The following is a 14,848-nucleotide window of genomic DNA, read 5'->3' as shown; positions in this document are numbered from 1 at the left end:
GATCCGGATCCGATTACGCCCTTCTTTCGCCGCGTTCGGTATCAGTCGTCGACGCCCGCCGCCCGGCAGTCGGCGACTCGACGGGGCCGATCCGGTGCGATCGCGTGCGCGAGGGGTTCGATATCGGAACCGAACGGATACTGGAGGATGCGACTCGGCTCCTCGAGGAGCCGTCCGAGCAGGAGTTCCGAGAGTCGCGCGACCGGATTCCAGGTAGCGTAGTAGGCGTCGTACACTTGCCGCATGTCGCGCGCTTCCATGTACTGGAGCGCCGCGTAGCCGTCGGCCCCGCGTTCGAGGAAGATCGATTCCGTGTACATCTCCTCCGCGTCGAGCATCTCGGCGCTCCAGGACTGGACGCGATCGAGGTCGAGGTCGCCAGCGACGACGCGCCGGGACAGCTCGGCGAACCAGTCGGCGAACCGCTCCGGGAAGCCGGATTCGAGTCGCGTTCGGACCAGTTCGACATCGACGCCCGACTCGTCGCGATCGGCGGCAACCAGCAGCGATCCCGACTCCCGGTCCGCGTCCGGATTCGGGTCGGCGTCCGAATCGTCGGCCGCGATCGACCGCGGTCGGGACGGGTTCACCGCGTGGACGACGAGTTCCCGATCGATCGGTTCGTCCATCGGTTCGAGGGCGTCGTGGGCGATCGGGAACGCCTCGTCGATCGTCGCATCGGGATCGTTCCACGCGTCGACGACGGACCGCGGGAGCTCGACGTACCAGCGGAGAATCGGTTCGGCGCCGCCCCGATCGAGAAACAGCGTCGCCGTACTCGCGCCGTCGACGCCCAGCAACTCGCTCGGATCGGCTTCGGCGAGGGTCTGCGAAACGCGGGTTCCGAGTTCGTCAACGCGAGTCGGATCGACGGCTCGATCCGCGAGAAACGCCGTCGCGTGGCGTTCCGTGATGACCGCCTCGGACGTCGGCGTCCGATCGATTCGCGAGCGGCGTCGGCGGTACGCGGCGCCGGCGAGGGCGCCGAGGGTACCGACGAGGAGTCCGTATCGAAGCCGTCGTCGGCCGCGTGTTCGTGCCATACGATACCTACGGGGGACGGGACGAACGGAGCAGTCGCGAAACCTATCGCGAATTTAAGTGCTCGCGGCGGGAACGCCGAGCCATGAAGTCGATGGGAATCGAAATCGGGTACACGAGCGAGACGATTCCGCCGCTCCACGCGGGGCTGTGCGAGTCGCCGGCGCTCGATCGGGAACTCATCGTCGGCGGGCAGTCGGTCGACGGCGTCGAGACGATCACGTCGTTCGTCTACGGAGAACCCGAAGCGTACGAGTCGTTATTGTACGATCGGGACGGGGTACTCGAGTACGACATCGCGCCCTCCGACGACGGCTTCTTCTGCTACCTTCGACGGAAACTCGGCCCTGAGGGCCTGTCGTTGCTGGACGCGCTGGCGCAGAAGACCGTCGTGGTCGTGCCGCCGATCGAGGTTCGATCCGATCGGACGATCCGGCTGACGCTCGTCGGCCATCCCGAAGATCTCGCGGCGGTGATGGACGCGGTCGCCGATGGGATCCGGTTCGACGTGCGCTGGGTGAGCGACGAGGTGACGGTCCGGGAGCCGGCCGTCTCCGATCGACAACTGACGGCGCTCCGAGCTGCGTGGGAGCTCGGCTTCTACGAGGTTCCGCGCGAAGCCGGAATCGAAGCCGTTGCGGACGAACTGGGCTGTGCAGTTTCGACGGCGTCGGAGCTGCTTCGCCGCGCCGAGGCGAACGCCGTGGAACGAGTGCTCGACGAACGGTAAGGATAGGGGACGCTACTCGTCCGATCGGCTCTCGGAGGTGTTACTCGTCCGATCGCGCCTCCGAGACGCGGTCGTCGAAAGCGGCTCCTTTTCGCACAGCACGGTGTAGCCCGCGCCGGCGGCGTACCGCTCGACGACCGCACAGTCGTCGAACACGGTCGAGAGCGAGTCGACGACGTCGTCGTCGGGATTCCAGTTCGCGTACCACCGCAGGAACCGTCGGACGAGCGGATTCGCGAGCCGAGCGGGACCGGTCTGAAACGGCCCGATATCGAAGGCGAGGAACCGACTTCCGGGAGCCAGCGATCGGTAGACGTTCGCCGCCGTCCGCTCCGCGTCGGGCATGACGCTCATCGAGAGCGTCGCCAGCGCCGCGTCGAACGGCTCGTCGAACGCGACCGTCGCCGCGTCGGCGCACCGGACCTCGACGTTCTCCCAGTCGTAGTGCCCGATCCGCTCGCGCGCCTTCTCGACCATCTCGGGGCTGTAGTCGACGGCGATCACTTCTCCCTCGTCGCCGACCTCGCTTCGGACCCGTTCGAAGTTCACGCCGGGTCCGCAACCGATCTCCAGAACGCGATCGCCCGGCTCGAGAGCCAGTCGATCGATCGCGGCCATGCGGATCGGTTCGAAGTCCCGCTCACTCATCTTGTACCGATCGCTCCAGCGGTCCCAGACCCTCCGACTGCGCTCGAGGTGGGCTTCGTACCGGTCGCCGTCCGACCGGACTTCGTTCGACCGGCCGTCCGGATCGCGGTCTCGTCGTTCGGTCGCCATACTCGACGTTTCGGCGCGACACCGGAGTGGCTTTACGCGAAGCCTATCGTGTCTTTATAAGATTTCGAGGCCCCGTCCGTCAGCCGGCGTTCGGCGTCGACTCGCTTCATCCCTATCGACGCCGCTCGAGGCTCCGCAGGCGCTCGACTCGCGATTCGGTCGTCGGATGCGTCACCGGTCGCCAGCCGAGGAACCGCCGGACGCCCGCCTTCGCCGGGCCGACGAGTCGCGTCCGGAGCCGCGCTTTGACGCGCTCTACTGCCCGGTCTACGTATCCCGACGGACTCGAGTCGTCTGACCGCTCGTCCTCGACGGTCTCCACGGTGAACTGGTCGACGAACCACCGGTCGAACCAGGTTCGCTCGCCGTCTTCGGCCGAGCGATCGAACGACAGCGGCCGAGGGACGATCCCGAGGGTCGCCGTCGCGTGCAGCCGCGCGTCCCGCGTCGGGCGGCCGTCGCCCTCGAGCGTCTCAAGGGCACTGGCCAGCGCGGCCGGATCGCCGGTGAGCCGACTCGCACCGCGATCGGCGGCGTACTCGCGGGTTTTCGAGAATAGCCCGAGGGCGATCGCGTTCACACCGAGCAGTCCCCGCGCGACGGCGCTCAGGATGATGTAGAGGATCACGAGCAGCAGGATCGGTATTGCGAGAACGAGGAGACCGACGCCGGTGAAGAAAGCAACCAGCGCCAACCCCCAGAGAACGCTTCGAAGCTTCCGTTCGCGCTCGAGCAACCGATCGCCGATCGCGACCGTCGCGGCGACGGCGGTGACGACCGGGAGGTCGCGGTTCGCGACGTGAGCGACCTCGTGGGCGAGCGCCGCGTCGAGTTCGCGGTCGTCGAGGGAGTCGAGCAACCCCGCGGTGATCACGATCGTCGGCGACCGCTGCGTCCCGACGGTCAGACAGCCCGGTTCGTCTCGGTCGGCGACGGCAACGGTGGGGTGGGGAACGTCCGCCTGCGCCGCCAGCCGTCGCACTCGCCCGACGACGTTTCGCGGCCCGTCGGCCGTCCCGTCGACTTCCTCGAGTTCGAGGCCGGCGGCGACCGTCCGGGTGCCGTAGCGCGCTTGCACAGCGACGAGACCGATCGCACCGAGGAGGATCGCTCCGACGACGAGCGGCAGACGGGGTATCGAGAGACCGGACTCAAGCGACACCGCTCGGTCGCTCGCGGACAGGACGTGGTGTACGCTCCAGGCCAGCACCGAGAGCAGGAGCGCGTTGACGACCACGACCAACGCGAGCGCGCCGGCGATTCGGACCTGAAGTCGTCGGTCCGGTGTCAGTGTCACGCCGTGGTATCGTCTCGGAGCCGGCAATAGTGTTACGGACCTAACCGGTTTCGTCGCGGAACGTGACTCCGATCACTCGGCCACGCTCACGGCCGCGTCGCACCGCGGCCGCCGCCGAGTACCGCGAGGGCGCGCAGCGAGGCGCGGACGGCCGATCGGCGGGACTTTCCGCGTCGCGGAGACGTCGGAACCGCTTCGCTCGAGACCGCTAACCGGAGCGATCGATCGGGTCGTTTTTTATCGACTACCACCAGTGATCGACCGTGACCGACTACGAGACCGTCTCGGCGGAGGTCGAGGACGAGGAAGAGATCCCTGAGGACCACCCGAGATACCAGGACCTGCTCACCCGCCACCGAATCGAGAAGGGCGTCGAGAAGGGCATCACGCACCTGCAGGGGATGCACGCGGAGGGGCGCGCCAGCGCCTTCGACTACCTGCTCGGCGAGGAGACGATCCCCAGCGCGGACGAGGCCGAGCGGGCGGCCGCGGCCCACCTGCTGCTCGCCGATCGGCCGGTGCTCTCGATCAACGGTAACGTGGCGGCGCTCGTCCCCGGCGAGATGGTCGCCCTCGCCGAGGCGACGGGTGCCGACCTCGAGGTCAACCTCTTCAATCGAACGCCGGAACGGATCGCGGCGATCGCCGACCACCTCCGCGAGCACGGCGCCGAGGACGTGAAAGGGATCGAGGCCGACGCTCAGATTCCGAACCTCGACCACCAGCGGGCGAAGGTCGACGCCGACGGGATCTACGCCGCCGACGTGGTGCTCGTCCCGCTCGAGGATGGCGATCGGGCCGAAGCGTTGGACGCGATGGACAAGACGGAGATCGTGATCGACCTCAACCCGCTGTCGCGATCGCCGCGGGTCGCCGACGTGCCGATCGTCGACAATATCATCCGCGCGGTGCCGAACATGACCGACCACGCGCGTGAGTTGGCCGACGCGGACGAGGCGGAACTCAGGGAAATTATCGAGGCGTTCGATCCGGAGGCTGCGCTCGAGGAATCTGAAGCGCGGATCCGAAACGGATTCTAATCGTGCCATAGTCGGTCTAATCGTTCGATAGCCGGGCGACGGCGGCCGCCAGTTCTGCGTGCTACGGCGATTCGGCGTGACGGTAGCGTCTGAACAGATAGACGATCACGGCGATCCAGAGCGCGCCTGCGAAGCCGTAGATCGCATCTCCGGCCGGGTTTTCGGAGTTGAACTGCACCGCCGCCACGACGTAGGTGAGCGCGGCGAGTATCGTCGGACCGCCGACGTACGCGAGCCAACTCGGTTGCCACGACGAACTCGTCGCCGCGACGGCGTTCGTATCCCGGACAAGCACGCCCGGCGTGAGCACGGAGGTGAGGAGAAGCGCCAGTACGAGGCCGAACCCGGCAAAAAACACCGCGTCGCTTTCCGAACTGGGGTCGACGAACAACCAGCCGAGATACACACCCGTGGCCGGCGCGACGAGGACGTGGGGAACGAGGAATTTCCGCCAGTCGACGTCACTGCCAAGCGTTGCTGAGAGCCAGCCGACGGTGTCAGGCGCGAGCGGGTACGACCACGCACTCCCGAAGGTCGCTTTCCCCATCGCGATCAGCCCGAATGCGAAGTTCGCCAGAAAGACGAGCGTGGACGCGAAGAGTCCTACCGTGGCGACGAGCACGAACGCTATCGCGAGGTAGTGGACGGGCGAACTCTCGGAAACCATAGAATCGATGACGAATCCGACCCCGAGGAGGCCGAAGAGCGCGGCGTATACGCCGGTAACGATTACCTGCCAGTTGAACGCGTTCCGGGCGTTTTCGCGCGTGAATTCGTGTTCGGCGACCAGATACACGAGTGCGGGGAGGACGAATCCGGTCCCCAGGCCGAGGAGGTGAACGAAGATCCCCGAGAGCGTTCGCTCCTCGAGGAGGGCCGGTCCTGGTTGCGTCGTCGATGCCGTCGGTCGGTCGTGTTCGTTGGACATGAGTCGGGTCGTGTGTCGGGGATCGTGCGTGGTCGGTTCGTGACGAGTCTACGCGATAGCAGCGGTCGGCTCAGTTCGAGTTCGTTCGGCCGAGACGGACGCCGGCGATCGCCGCGCCGTCGTCCCGGAGTTTGCGGACGGTCCGCTCGAGGAGCAGCAGGACGAAACAGACGACGAAGAGGTTCCCCGCCGCTTCCCAGTACGCGTTCGTGCTCCGGACGATCGGATCGCTCGCGAGCGGCGAGGCGACGATCCCCACCGCAAAGAGGACCAGGCTCAACTGGAATCCCGCGAGCACCAGGGTCCTGATGCCGGCCGGATTCCGAAGCCGGACGAAATCGCCGACCGAGAGGGTGTCGAGCGGCGTCTCGTAGGCGAGCGCGTCCCTCCCTTCGGGGCTCAGCGGCCACTGCGATTCCGGGTGGTTGACGTAGTACAGCGTGATCGACTCCGGGTACGTGTCCGCGGCGATAACGTCGATCTCGAGGAGCTCGTTCAACCGGAGCCGGACGGTTTCCTTGCTCACGTCCGGACGCACGCGAGCGCGTATCTGTTCGGCCGAGAAGTACGGCCGGTCGGCCTCGAGCATCGTTTCGACGACGTGGCGCTGGGTTAACTTCCTGTTCAGCTCGTCGTCGATCCGTGTCTTAATCCACGGCGGGAGCGGTGCCATCGTACCTGTTTCAACCCATTCCACCCGGAGTAGTTAAACCCACATTCGGATTTGGCGGCCGCCAAACGGCGCGAAACAGTTCAATGCGGCCTATCGGCGGCCGTTTTCCCCCGTCGCATCGAAACGCGGCAGGGAATTCCGGCGGACGGCGTTGATTGCGTCTTCGCGGGGCCGCGGGCGAACGTCTTCGCCAGAACTATACTCACCGCGCCAGGCCAACGATCGCAGAGTCGTAGCACCGGGCCTTCGCCGTCCGTGATACTGTTACTGACCACATGCGAACGGCCTATCGAGACAAATACCTTTCACGTCCCGGCTCGAAGTACGGGCCGATGGTCTCACTCGAACCGCCGTGTCTGCGATCGAAAGGCGCCTCCGAAGGTGCAGCGAAGGGAGCGAAACTGGGCGGGAAAGTCGGCGGTCTCGCGGGTCCCGCGGGCGGCGCCGTGGGCGCTGGCGTCGGCGCCGCAACCGGCTACCTTGCAGGAACGGCCCGCGATCGGGCCAAATCCGTTCTGAAACCGTTCTGAAGTCGTGTTACGGGCGAGCGGTACACTACCGTCGTTCACAAAGTAATAAATCCGTCCGCTGATTCAACTCGGATAGCAATGGATACCTACGACCTGATCACGCGAAACGCCGAGGAGGTCGTCACCGACGAGGAGGTGCGTGAACTGGCCGACGATCCCGACGGGAAACGCGCCTACGTCGGCTACGAGCCCTCCGGCGTGCTCCACATCGGGCACCTCCTGACCGCGAACAAGCTCATCGACCTGCAGGACACGGGTATGGAAGTGGTCGTCCTGCTGGCGGACGTCCACGCCTACCTCAACGGGAAAGGGTCGTTCGAAGCGATCCGCGAGACGGCCGAGCAGATGAAAGCGCAGTTCATCGCCTACGGCCTCGACGAGAACAACACCGAGTTCGTCTACGGCTCCGAGTTCCAACTCGACGAGGAGTACGCACTCGACTTGCACGAACTCGAACTGTCGACGACGATGAACCGCGCTCAGCGCGCGATGGCCGAGCTCCAGTCCGGCGAGACCGCGAAGGTCAGCCACCTCGTCTACCCGCTGATGCAGGCGCTCGACATCGAGTACCTCGACCTCGACCTCGCGGTGGGCGGCCTGGACCAGCGCAAGGTCCACATGCTCCACCGCGAGGAGATCCCGGATCTCGGCTACGAGGCCCGGCCTTGTCTGCACACGCCGATCGTCGCCGACCTCACGTCGGGCGAAGGGAAGATGTCCTCGAGTCAGGGCGTGACGATCTCGATGGAGGACTCGACCGAGGAACTGGAAGAGAAGGTGAACTCGGCGTTCTGTCCGCCAACGCGCGATCCGGAGGGCGACCTCGAGAACCCCGTGCTCGAACTGTTCGAGTACCACGTCTTCCCCCGGTTCGAGACGGTGACCGTCGAACGCCCGGAGAAGTACGGCGGCGACCTCACGTACGAGGACTACGAGACGCTGGCGGCCGACCTTGAATCGGGCGAGTTGCACCCGGCCGACGCGAAAGGAACGCTGGCGAGCTATCTCGACGAACTGATCGCGCCGGGCCGCGAAAAGCTGCGAGAGCTGCGAGACTGATCGCGCCGAAGCGGTCTGAGTCGGTGCGCAGTCGTCGCTCGCCACGTTCTACTCGACCGACCCAAGGCGTCGCGCTCGCGAGTTCCGGACCGTGATACCCGGATCCGCACTAGTCGTAGACGCCCTCGGAATCGTCGATCGGCAGTTCCATGTCAGTCTCGACGACTTCGTCGACGCGCGCGGAAACTCGAAGCGGATCGCTACACGACGGACAGGGAACGACGACGTCGATCGTCGGCGATGTGTCTCGATAGTAGATGTCGAGAACGGTCGCGTCGGACGCCGACAGGTACTCGGCCTCGAGGTCGTGCTCGTGCTCGTTCGCGTACTCGTCCGTCATATTCGCAGTACTTCGAGGAGATAGTAGAACGTTTTGCCGTCGAGGCCACTCGAGAAGCGACGGGGCTCGACCGCCGCGACCGTACTCGGATAGCGGATGCCGAGAGCGCCGAAAACGGTATCCTGGCTCCGGGCAGAACTGAGCGCCGCTCACACGGAGGTCTTCCGGGGTTAAAGAGCGGCTCGGTAACGATGTCGCGTGCTTCTGCATCTTGCGTGTTATCGTCTCGATCTGACAAATGTCCGTCCTTCCTAAACTTATAACCCCTCCAACCAATGTACGGACGGAGCTATGAAAAAAGTCCTCGCAAGCATCGGTATCGGTAACGCCACGGTAGATACCGTCCTCCCGACGGATACTGTCCGCCCGGGTGAAACTGTTACCGCCGACGTGAATATTACCGGCGGGAAGGTAGAACAGGATATCGGCACGATCCGCTTCGAACTCGAAACCCGTTACCGGACCGAAGACGGATATCAGGAGATAGACATCGACCGATTCACGCTTACGGAGGGGCTCACTATCAAACCCGGCCAAGAGGAAACCCGATCGGTATCGATCGACATTCCGTACGAGACGCCAGTGACGATCGGCGGCGTCGACGTCTGGGTCGAAACGGAACTCGATATCGACCTCGCTGTCGATCCCGAAGACAAAGACTACCTCGAGGTTCGACCGACTCCTCGCCTTCAGACGGTCTTCGACGCGATGGACGACCTCGGGCTTTCACTCCGGACGGCGGAGTGCGAAGCAGATCCGTACGGTCGGTACGCTGCCGGCCGACGGTTTATTCAGGAGTTCGAGTTCAAGGCTACCGCCGGGCGGTTCCGCGACAGTCTCGACGAAGTCGAACTCATCGCCCAACCCGGGCCCGACGAACTCGAGCTGTTCGTCGAAATCGACCGTCGTGGTGGCCTCCTCAGCGAACTGGCTGACACCGACGAACGCAAAACTCGGACGACGATTCGCTCGACGGATCGGGACGTGGTTCGGGACGAGATGGCGGCGCTCATCGAGAAACACGTCTAACGGGTAGTTCCCATCGACCGAAGTCGCGGGTTTTCGCGCGATCGAACGACGCCCGTAACACGGCCTACCGAGGCCGAAGAGCGTCTTCGTGAAGATTTCGGACACTTCTGCGGATAGCGCGTTCTTGTATCTACCGGACGTATCGATAGAGGCGTATTCCGGAGTTTTCGCGCGCCAAGTGGGGCAGCATCAGTACCTGGTACATCGCTTTGGACCGTTAGTGTGCGTTAGATTTCACGTCGTCGAACCGTGCGAGGAGGTCGTCGATCGAGTCATCGCTGTACTCGAGTCGGCCCTCGAAGGTCCTCCGTCGATCGTCCGTGCTGGTATCAACGGAGCTGATCTGTTTCTCGCGGCGCTCGTATTCCTCGTGGTCGAACGTTCCCATCGACATGTGGTCTCACCTCTGTACCGTGTATAGGTGATGAACGAACATGAAGTGATTGGCAAGAACGGTTCGTTTTCGTGTTCCGAAGCGCCACCTATGCTCGAATTTCGGCCTGTAAAAACCGTACAGTATGAAGTTACATTCGATCTTCCGAGAGAACCGCCGGTTCGAGCGGAGGGTCGCCGGAGAAGCAGGCGATCCGCGACGCCGTTCAGCCGTTCGGTGAGGTGGAGATTCGCCACGGGTTCGATCGCGTACGAGGCCGAGAAGCGGCGCCTACAGCTCTCCTCCAGGAGGAAGCCGGCCTCGATCCCGTCGATTCGGGTCGGATACGCAGCGCAGATCCTGCCGATTTTCGGGTTCCTCGGTAACGCACAACTCCATGTGTCCTGGAACGTGTGTGATCGGCCCGGAAAAGCCTCGGAATCGGCCGCACGACCGATATGTCGTCCGAACGAATCGAGCGGGCCGATACGGTCGCTTTCGGTGCTCGATCGCGGGTCGCTGAACGACCATCGCGATTGAAGTGCGATCGACTCCCTTGCCCGAGTATGAACGAGACGCGACGATCGATCCTCGGGGCCCTCGACGACGGGCCGATCTCCGGACCCGAGTTGGCCGAAGGCCTCGACATCTCGCGGGCGGCCGTCTGGAAGCACGTCGAGGAACTCCGGGACGCCGGCTTCGAGATCGAGAGCGGCGGCGACGGCTACGTCCTCGCGGGCGTCGCGGCCTACAACGGACCCGCCGTCGAGTACGGTCTCGACGCGCCGTTTACGGTCGAGTACTACGACTCGATCGGGAGCACGAACGATCGAGCGCGCGAACTCGCGACTGCAGGCGTGGCCGACGTCGCCGTCCTCGCGGACGAACAGATCGGCGGCCGAGGTCGACTCGACCGCGAGTGGGCTGCGCCCGCCGGCGGCGTCTGGCTGAGCGTCGTCTCCCGACCGTCGATCGCGCCGGCCCGCGCGCCGCTGTACACCCTTGCCGCGGCCGTTGCGACGACTCGCGCGGCTCGCGAGGCCGGCGTCGATGCGCGGATCAAGTGGCCGAACGACGTCGTCGTCCCGGTCGACGACACGGCGTACCGGAAACTCGCCGGCATCCTCACCGAGATGGAAGGCGAGACGGATCGCGTCGAGTGGCTCGCCGTCGGGATCGGCGTCAACGCGAATATCGATACCGCCGATCTCCCCGAGTCGGCCACCAGCGTCCGCGCCGAAGCGGGCGACGTCGATCGGCGCGTCTTCGTCCAGCGACTCCTCGAAGAGTTCGACGCGTACCGGACGGACCTGGACGCCGTCGTTCCCGCGTGGCGCGAACACGCACTCACGATCGGGCAGCGCGTCCGAGTCGATCGGCCGTCGGGCGAACTCGTCGGCGACGCGGTGGACGTGACCGACGCGGGTGCGCTCGTCGTCGAGACCGACGACGGTCGAGTGACGGTTTCGGCGGGCGACTGCGAGCACCTCCGCCCGGTCTGACGGTCCGATCGCTCGACCGGAGACGCGTCTCGATCGGATTCTTCGGTACCGGCGGGCGGTGGTCGCCGCGAACCGTCACTCCGCCGGGATGCGGGACCGTTCCCGCCCGTTCTCGATCCCGTTTTCGTCCACGCGGACCGTCAACACGGGCACGGCGGCCCGTCGGACGACCCGTTCGGCGACGCTGCCGAGCAACAGCCGATCGATCCCGCCGCGGCCGTGCGTCCCCATCACGACGAGATCGCAGTTCTCGGGCGACGCCTGTTCGACGATAACCCGGCTCGGCGTCCCCTCGCGGATCTCCGTCTCGACGACGACGTCGTCCGGTGCAATCTCCTCGACCCGCTCGACGGCCGCCTCGCCCTCCGCGTACAAGGCGTCGCTGATTCCCTCCCAGGCGGTTTCCATGGGGAGACCGCCGTAGCCGGCGACGTTGACGACGTACAGCGCCCGGACCGTCGCGTCGTGCTCGCGCGCGAGGTCGAACGCGTACTCGAGGGCGTGTTCCACCTCCGTTGAGCCGTCGGTCGGGACGAGGATGCAGTCGTACATCGTGTTATCATACACCATACGAGGGCCACGGTATTAACGTTATGGTGATCGTCGAGCGCGATGATCGACGCGCGAACCCGACTGACGGACGGAAAACGGTGTCGACCGAAGGACGGCTGACGGGCGGACGCTACGATCGCGCAACGAGTTTGACCAGCCGGCCGTTTCGGGAGCCGTACAGTGCACCCGCGCAACGAGCATCGATCGGCGAGACGGAGTCGGCGTTGCCATCTCCATTGACCGTTGCTAGACTAAGTATCATAATTATTCCGATCATGGGCAGAAAGTTACCACAGCGGCGGGCCAAACCGGCCGATACCAGCGATAGACGGTTCGAGTCGAACGATGCCGGTAACGACCGAGGTCAGACCCCGAGCACGACCTCGCGGACGTCGTCGACACCGGCTCGTCGGACGATCGCGCGAACCGGATCCCGCGCCCCGGCGAGGTTGTCCGAGTCGCCGTCGAGCACCGTAAACCGTGCCTCGCGGCCCGGTTCGAGCGCGCCGTAGTTTCGATCGACCAGTTCGGCGCCGTGGACCGTGGCCATACGGAGGATCTCGTCGGCCGGCAGCGACGAGAGTTTCGCGACGAACTCCATCTCCCGGAACATCGACGGCGAGTTGAGCATCACGTTGTCCGTCCCGAGCGCGAGCGTGGTCCGCTCGGCCAGCTCCTCGAACGGGGGCAGTCCCACGTCGGTGACGAGGTTCGATCGTGGACAGACGACGATCGGGACTTCTTGCTCGGAAACCCGCTCCAGATGGTCGGATTCGGGGTGGACCATGTGGACCAGGAAGTCCGGCTCGAGGTCCAGCGCGGGATCGATGTCGGTCGCGTCGACCTCGCCGGCGTGGATGCCGAACGGCTTGCCCGCCTCGCGGGTCGCGGCCCGCTCGCGATCGAAGGCGTCGTCGTTGGCGCCGCTCGCGCCGAACCCGTCGCCCGCGCGCATGGCGTCGATCGATCCGCGTGCGAACGCGAAGGCCTCGACATCGAGGTCGGCCGCGGCCTCGTCGAGCATCTCGACGCCGGCGATGTCGCCCTCGCGGAAGTCGAGACAGGCGGCCGTCCCGCTTCGCTGCATGAACCCGAGCGATCGACGCATCGCCGAGACCAGTTCCTCGCGATCGGCCTCGCGGAGCAGTCGGTGTTTCAGCCCGTCCGGCGGGGCGACGAGTTCCACGAGCGAGAGGCCGCGGCCCGCCTCCTTCGCGATCGAGTCGCCGATGTGGGTGTGTGCGTTGACGAACGCCGGCACGATGATGTCGGTACTCTCGACCGATACTTCTTCGATCGCCTCAATCTGACCCTCGCCGTCGACGACGAGCCGTCCCTCGACCGGCTCGAACTCCCGGCCCCGCAGAATCGTCCCTGTGTATTCCATATCCGAGTGTTCGTCGGCGCTTCCTTGAACGGTTCGACACGGCGTGAGCCGCGTCTCGACTCCGTGATCGAGCCGGTCGGCGATCGCCGCCGTCGGGGACGCGGCGTGTCGATCACTCGACGAACTGGTCGAGTGTCGCGTCGAGGCCGTTTCGAACCTCCGTTACCAGCGCCCCGTTGATATCGAGTCCCAGCACGTCGACGGCCGCGCGGCCGACCCGATCGCGCCGGCCGGCCGGCGAGTAGACCCCGAGACGCCACTGGGAGTGTTGGGCCGCCCGGAGGGCGCCGACGAGCGGCGACTGCTGTTCGAGGTGCCGGATCTCGCCGTTGACCATCACGCGCGTCGTCGACTCCGTCATGGAGGGGCGCGGCGGAACGTCGAGGATGACGGTCTCGGGATCGACCGCTGCCTCGTCGGCGATCTCGCGCTCGAACTCCCGGATCGTCCCGTGATCGGCTTCGATGACGCCGCCCGGCACGTCGTCCATCTCGGCCCACACGGCTCGCTTGAAGAGATCCCGCTGGTCGAGACGGCGGGAGAATTCGGTCGTCGCCTCGCACGATCGCAGGGCCACGATCAGGTCGTAGTCGTCCATCCGTTGGAGGGTCGCGGCGTCGACGTCCGCGTCCGGCGCGTCGAGCAGTCGTTCCGTCCCGCGGCGGAGCATCGCCTTGCCGATCCGGGCGACGCTGTGGCTGTAGACGGTCGGGTTCATCAGCGCCCGCGCCACCAGCAGGCTTTCGGCCGTCTGGACGTTCCCCTCGTCCAAGACGAGTTCGCCGTCGACGAACGCGAGTTCCCTGACCAGTCGACCGGTGTCGATCGTCCCGTAGGGAACGCCGGTGTGGTGGGCGTCCCGCACGAGGTAATCCATCCGATCGACGTCGAGTTCGCCCGAAACGAGTTGCCCGAACCGACCCTCGCCGGCGACGAGGTCGGCGACCGTCTCGGGAACGAGGTCGTGATCGCGCAACACGTCGCCCACCTGTCCCTGGGTCAGGAGGTCGTGGACGTCGTCGTGGTACCGGCCCGTCCGCCGGTAGATCAGCGATTCGAGGTTGTGACTGAACGGGCCGTGACCGACGTCGTGGAGGAGGGCCGCTGCGTGGACGCGCTCGGCCTGTCTGCCCTCGACGCCGAGGTGTTCGAGCGCGGCGCACGCGAGGTGGTAGACGCCGAGGCTGTGTTCGAACCGGGTGTGGTTCGCGGAGGGGTAGACGAGCGAAACGGTGCCGAGCTGTCTGATCCGTCGCAACCGCTGGACGGCCGGCGTGTCGAGGAGGTCGCGCGCCACGCCCTCGACCCGGATGTGGTCGTGGACGCTATCCTTGATGATCTTCATGCCGAACCGTTCGGCGCGCTCACACAAAAACCGTCGCGCGAAATCCGAGGCGAGCGGATTCGACCATCGTACCCGCGACCAGTACGGCTTTCACCGCCGAACGCGAATTCCGGATATGGCCGCGATGACGATTATGACGATCGCGCTGTTCGCGATCACGATCATCTGTCTGATCGCGCTGCTGTACATTTCGACCCAGTGGGAAGAGTGAGTCGAAAGCCGCGAATGCCGGCACTATCTCTAAT

The 14,848-nt window shown here is 65.4% G+C and carries 16 protein-coding genes; 6 read left to right on the top strand and 10 right to left on the bottom strand.

Features of this window, described 5'->3' with window-relative positions; all coding sequences use genetic code 11:
- Positions 1–41 precede the first annotated feature (41 nt).
- The gene (locus MUH00_RS01800; RefSeq protein WP_247002064.1) at positions 42–1,043 is read right to left on the bottom strand and encodes a DUF6176 family protein; all 1,002 of its coding nucleotides are present in this window, start codon (positions 1,041–1,043) and stop codon (positions 42–44) included.
- Between the two features lie 83 nt (positions 1,044–1,126).
- Here MUH00_RS01800 and MUH00_RS01795 point away from each other — a divergent pair, with 83 nt between their 5' ends.
- Positions 1,127–1,771 carry a helix-turn-helix domain-containing protein gene (locus MUH00_RS01795; RefSeq protein ID WP_247002063.1) on the top strand — a complete coding sequence of 215 codons (645 nt, stop codon included), beginning with the start codon at positions 1,127–1,129 and terminating at the stop codon, positions 1,769–1,771.
- Positions 1,772–1,783: 12 nt separating this feature from the next.
- Here MUH00_RS01795 and MUH00_RS01790 read toward each other — a convergent pair whose 3' ends face one another.
- Together MUH00_RS01790 and MUH00_RS01785 are read right to left on the bottom strand one after the other, a co-directional pair.
- Positions 1,784–2,548 (bottom strand): class I SAM-dependent methyltransferase, encoded by a 765-nt coding sequence (locus tag MUH00_RS01790; RefSeq protein ID WP_247002062.1) that lies wholly within the window; start codon positions 2,546–2,548, stop codon positions 1,784–1,786.
- A gap of 112 nt (positions 2,549–2,660) precedes the next feature.
- Complete coding sequence (locus MUH00_RS01785; RefSeq protein ID WP_247002061.1) at positions 2,661–3,845, bottom strand: M48 family metallopeptidase; 1,185 nt, start codon at positions 3,843–3,845, stop codon at positions 2,661–2,663.
- Positions 3,846–4,108: 263 nt separating this feature from the next.
- Here MUH00_RS01785 and MUH00_RS01780 point away from each other — a divergent pair, with 263 nt between their 5' ends.
- Positions 4,109–4,885, top strand: coding sequence for a 4-phosphopantoate--beta-alanine ligase (locus MUH00_RS01780; protein WP_247002060.1), 777 nt, complete (start codon positions 4,109–4,111; stop codon positions 4,883–4,885).
- Positions 4,886–4,946: 61 nt separating this feature from the next.
- On the opposite strand, the gene MUH00_RS01775 is transcribed toward MUH00_RS01780, so the two are convergent.
- Both MUH00_RS01775 and MUH00_RS01770 read right to left on the bottom strand, forming a co-directional pair.
- The gene (locus MUH00_RS01775) at positions 4,947–5,813 is read right to left on the bottom strand and encodes a DUF4870 domain-containing protein (protein WP_247002059.1); all 867 of its coding nucleotides are present in this window, start codon (positions 5,811–5,813) and stop codon (positions 4,947–4,949) included.
- A gap of 70 nt (positions 5,814–5,883) precedes the next feature.
- Positions 5,884–6,486 (bottom strand): helix-turn-helix domain-containing protein, encoded by a 603-nt coding sequence (locus MUH00_RS01770; RefSeq protein WP_247002058.1) that lies wholly within the window; start codon positions 6,484–6,486, stop codon positions 5,884–5,886.
- A gap of 332 nt (positions 6,487–6,818) precedes the next feature.
- Between MUH00_RS01770 and MUH00_RS01765 the strand changes: the two genes are divergently transcribed.
- Positions 6,819–7,016: a hypothetical protein gene (locus MUH00_RS01765; protein ID WP_247002057.1), complete on the top strand. Its 198-nt coding sequence runs from the start codon at positions 6,819–6,821 to the stop codon at positions 7,014–7,016.
- A gap of 78 nt (positions 7,017–7,094) precedes the next feature.
- The gene (locus tag MUH00_RS01760; RefSeq protein WP_247002056.1) at positions 7,095–8,075 is read left to right on the top strand and encodes a tyrosine--tRNA ligase; all 981 of its coding nucleotides are present in this window, start codon (positions 7,095–7,097) and stop codon (positions 8,073–8,075) included.
- 109 nt (positions 8,076–8,184) lie between these two features.
- On the opposite strand, the gene MUH00_RS01755 is transcribed toward MUH00_RS01760, so the two are convergent.
- Positions 8,185–8,415 (bottom strand): hypothetical protein, encoded by a 231-nt coding sequence (locus tag MUH00_RS01755; protein WP_247002055.1) that lies wholly within the window; start codon positions 8,413–8,415, stop codon positions 8,185–8,187.
- 291 nt (positions 8,416–8,706) lie between these two features.
- On the opposite strand from MUH00_RS01755, the gene MUH00_RS01750 reads away from it, so the two are divergent.
- Positions 8,707–9,444: a sporulation protein gene (locus MUH00_RS01750; protein WP_247002054.1), complete on the top strand. Its 738-nt coding sequence runs from the start codon at positions 8,707–8,709 to the stop codon at positions 9,442–9,444.
- A 217-nt stretch (positions 9,445–9,661) separates the two neighbouring features.
- Here MUH00_RS01750 and MUH00_RS01745 read toward each other — a convergent pair whose 3' ends face one another.
- On the bottom strand, positions 9,662–9,838 hold the full coding sequence (locus tag MUH00_RS01745) for a DUF5786 family protein (protein WP_247002053.1): 177 nt from the start codon (positions 9,836–9,838) through the stop codon (positions 9,662–9,664).
- Positions 9,839–10,383: 545 nt separating this feature from the next.
- On the opposite strand from MUH00_RS01745, the gene MUH00_RS01740 reads away from it, so the two are divergent.
- On the top strand, positions 10,384–11,319 hold the full coding sequence (locus tag MUH00_RS01740; RefSeq protein ID WP_247002052.1) for a biotin--[acetyl-CoA-carboxylase] ligase: 936 nt from the start codon (positions 10,384–10,386) through the stop codon (positions 11,317–11,319).
- A gap of 75 nt (positions 11,320–11,394) precedes the next feature.
- On the opposite strand, the gene MUH00_RS01735 is transcribed toward MUH00_RS01740, so the two are convergent.
- From MUH00_RS01735 to MUH00_RS01725, 3 genes are all read right to left on the bottom strand, one after another.
- Positions 11,395–11,871, bottom strand: a complete 477-nt coding sequence (locus MUH00_RS01735; protein WP_247004043.1) for a universal stress protein — start codon at positions 11,869–11,871, stop codon at positions 11,395–11,397.
- 364 nt (positions 11,872–12,235) lie between these two features.
- Positions 12,236–13,258 (bottom strand): amidohydrolase family protein, encoded by a 1,023-nt coding sequence (locus MUH00_RS01730; RefSeq protein ID WP_247002051.1) that lies wholly within the window; start codon positions 13,256–13,258, stop codon positions 12,236–12,238.
- 112 nt (positions 13,259–13,370) lie between these two features.
- Entirely contained in the window at positions 13,371–14,603 is a 1,233-nt protein-coding gene (locus MUH00_RS01725; RefSeq protein WP_247002050.1) for an HD domain-containing protein, read from the bottom strand.
- Positions 14,604–14,848: the final 245 nt, after the last annotated feature.

This window comes from Halosolutus gelatinilyticus, assembly GCF_023028105.1.
Classification (GTDB): domain Archaea; phylum Halobacteriota; class Halobacteria; order Halobacteriales; family Natrialbaceae; genus Halosolutus; species Halosolutus gelatinilyticus.
The sequence above is the reverse complement of the archived record's forward strand: the minus strand, read 5'-3'. Positions and strand labels throughout refer to the sequence as shown.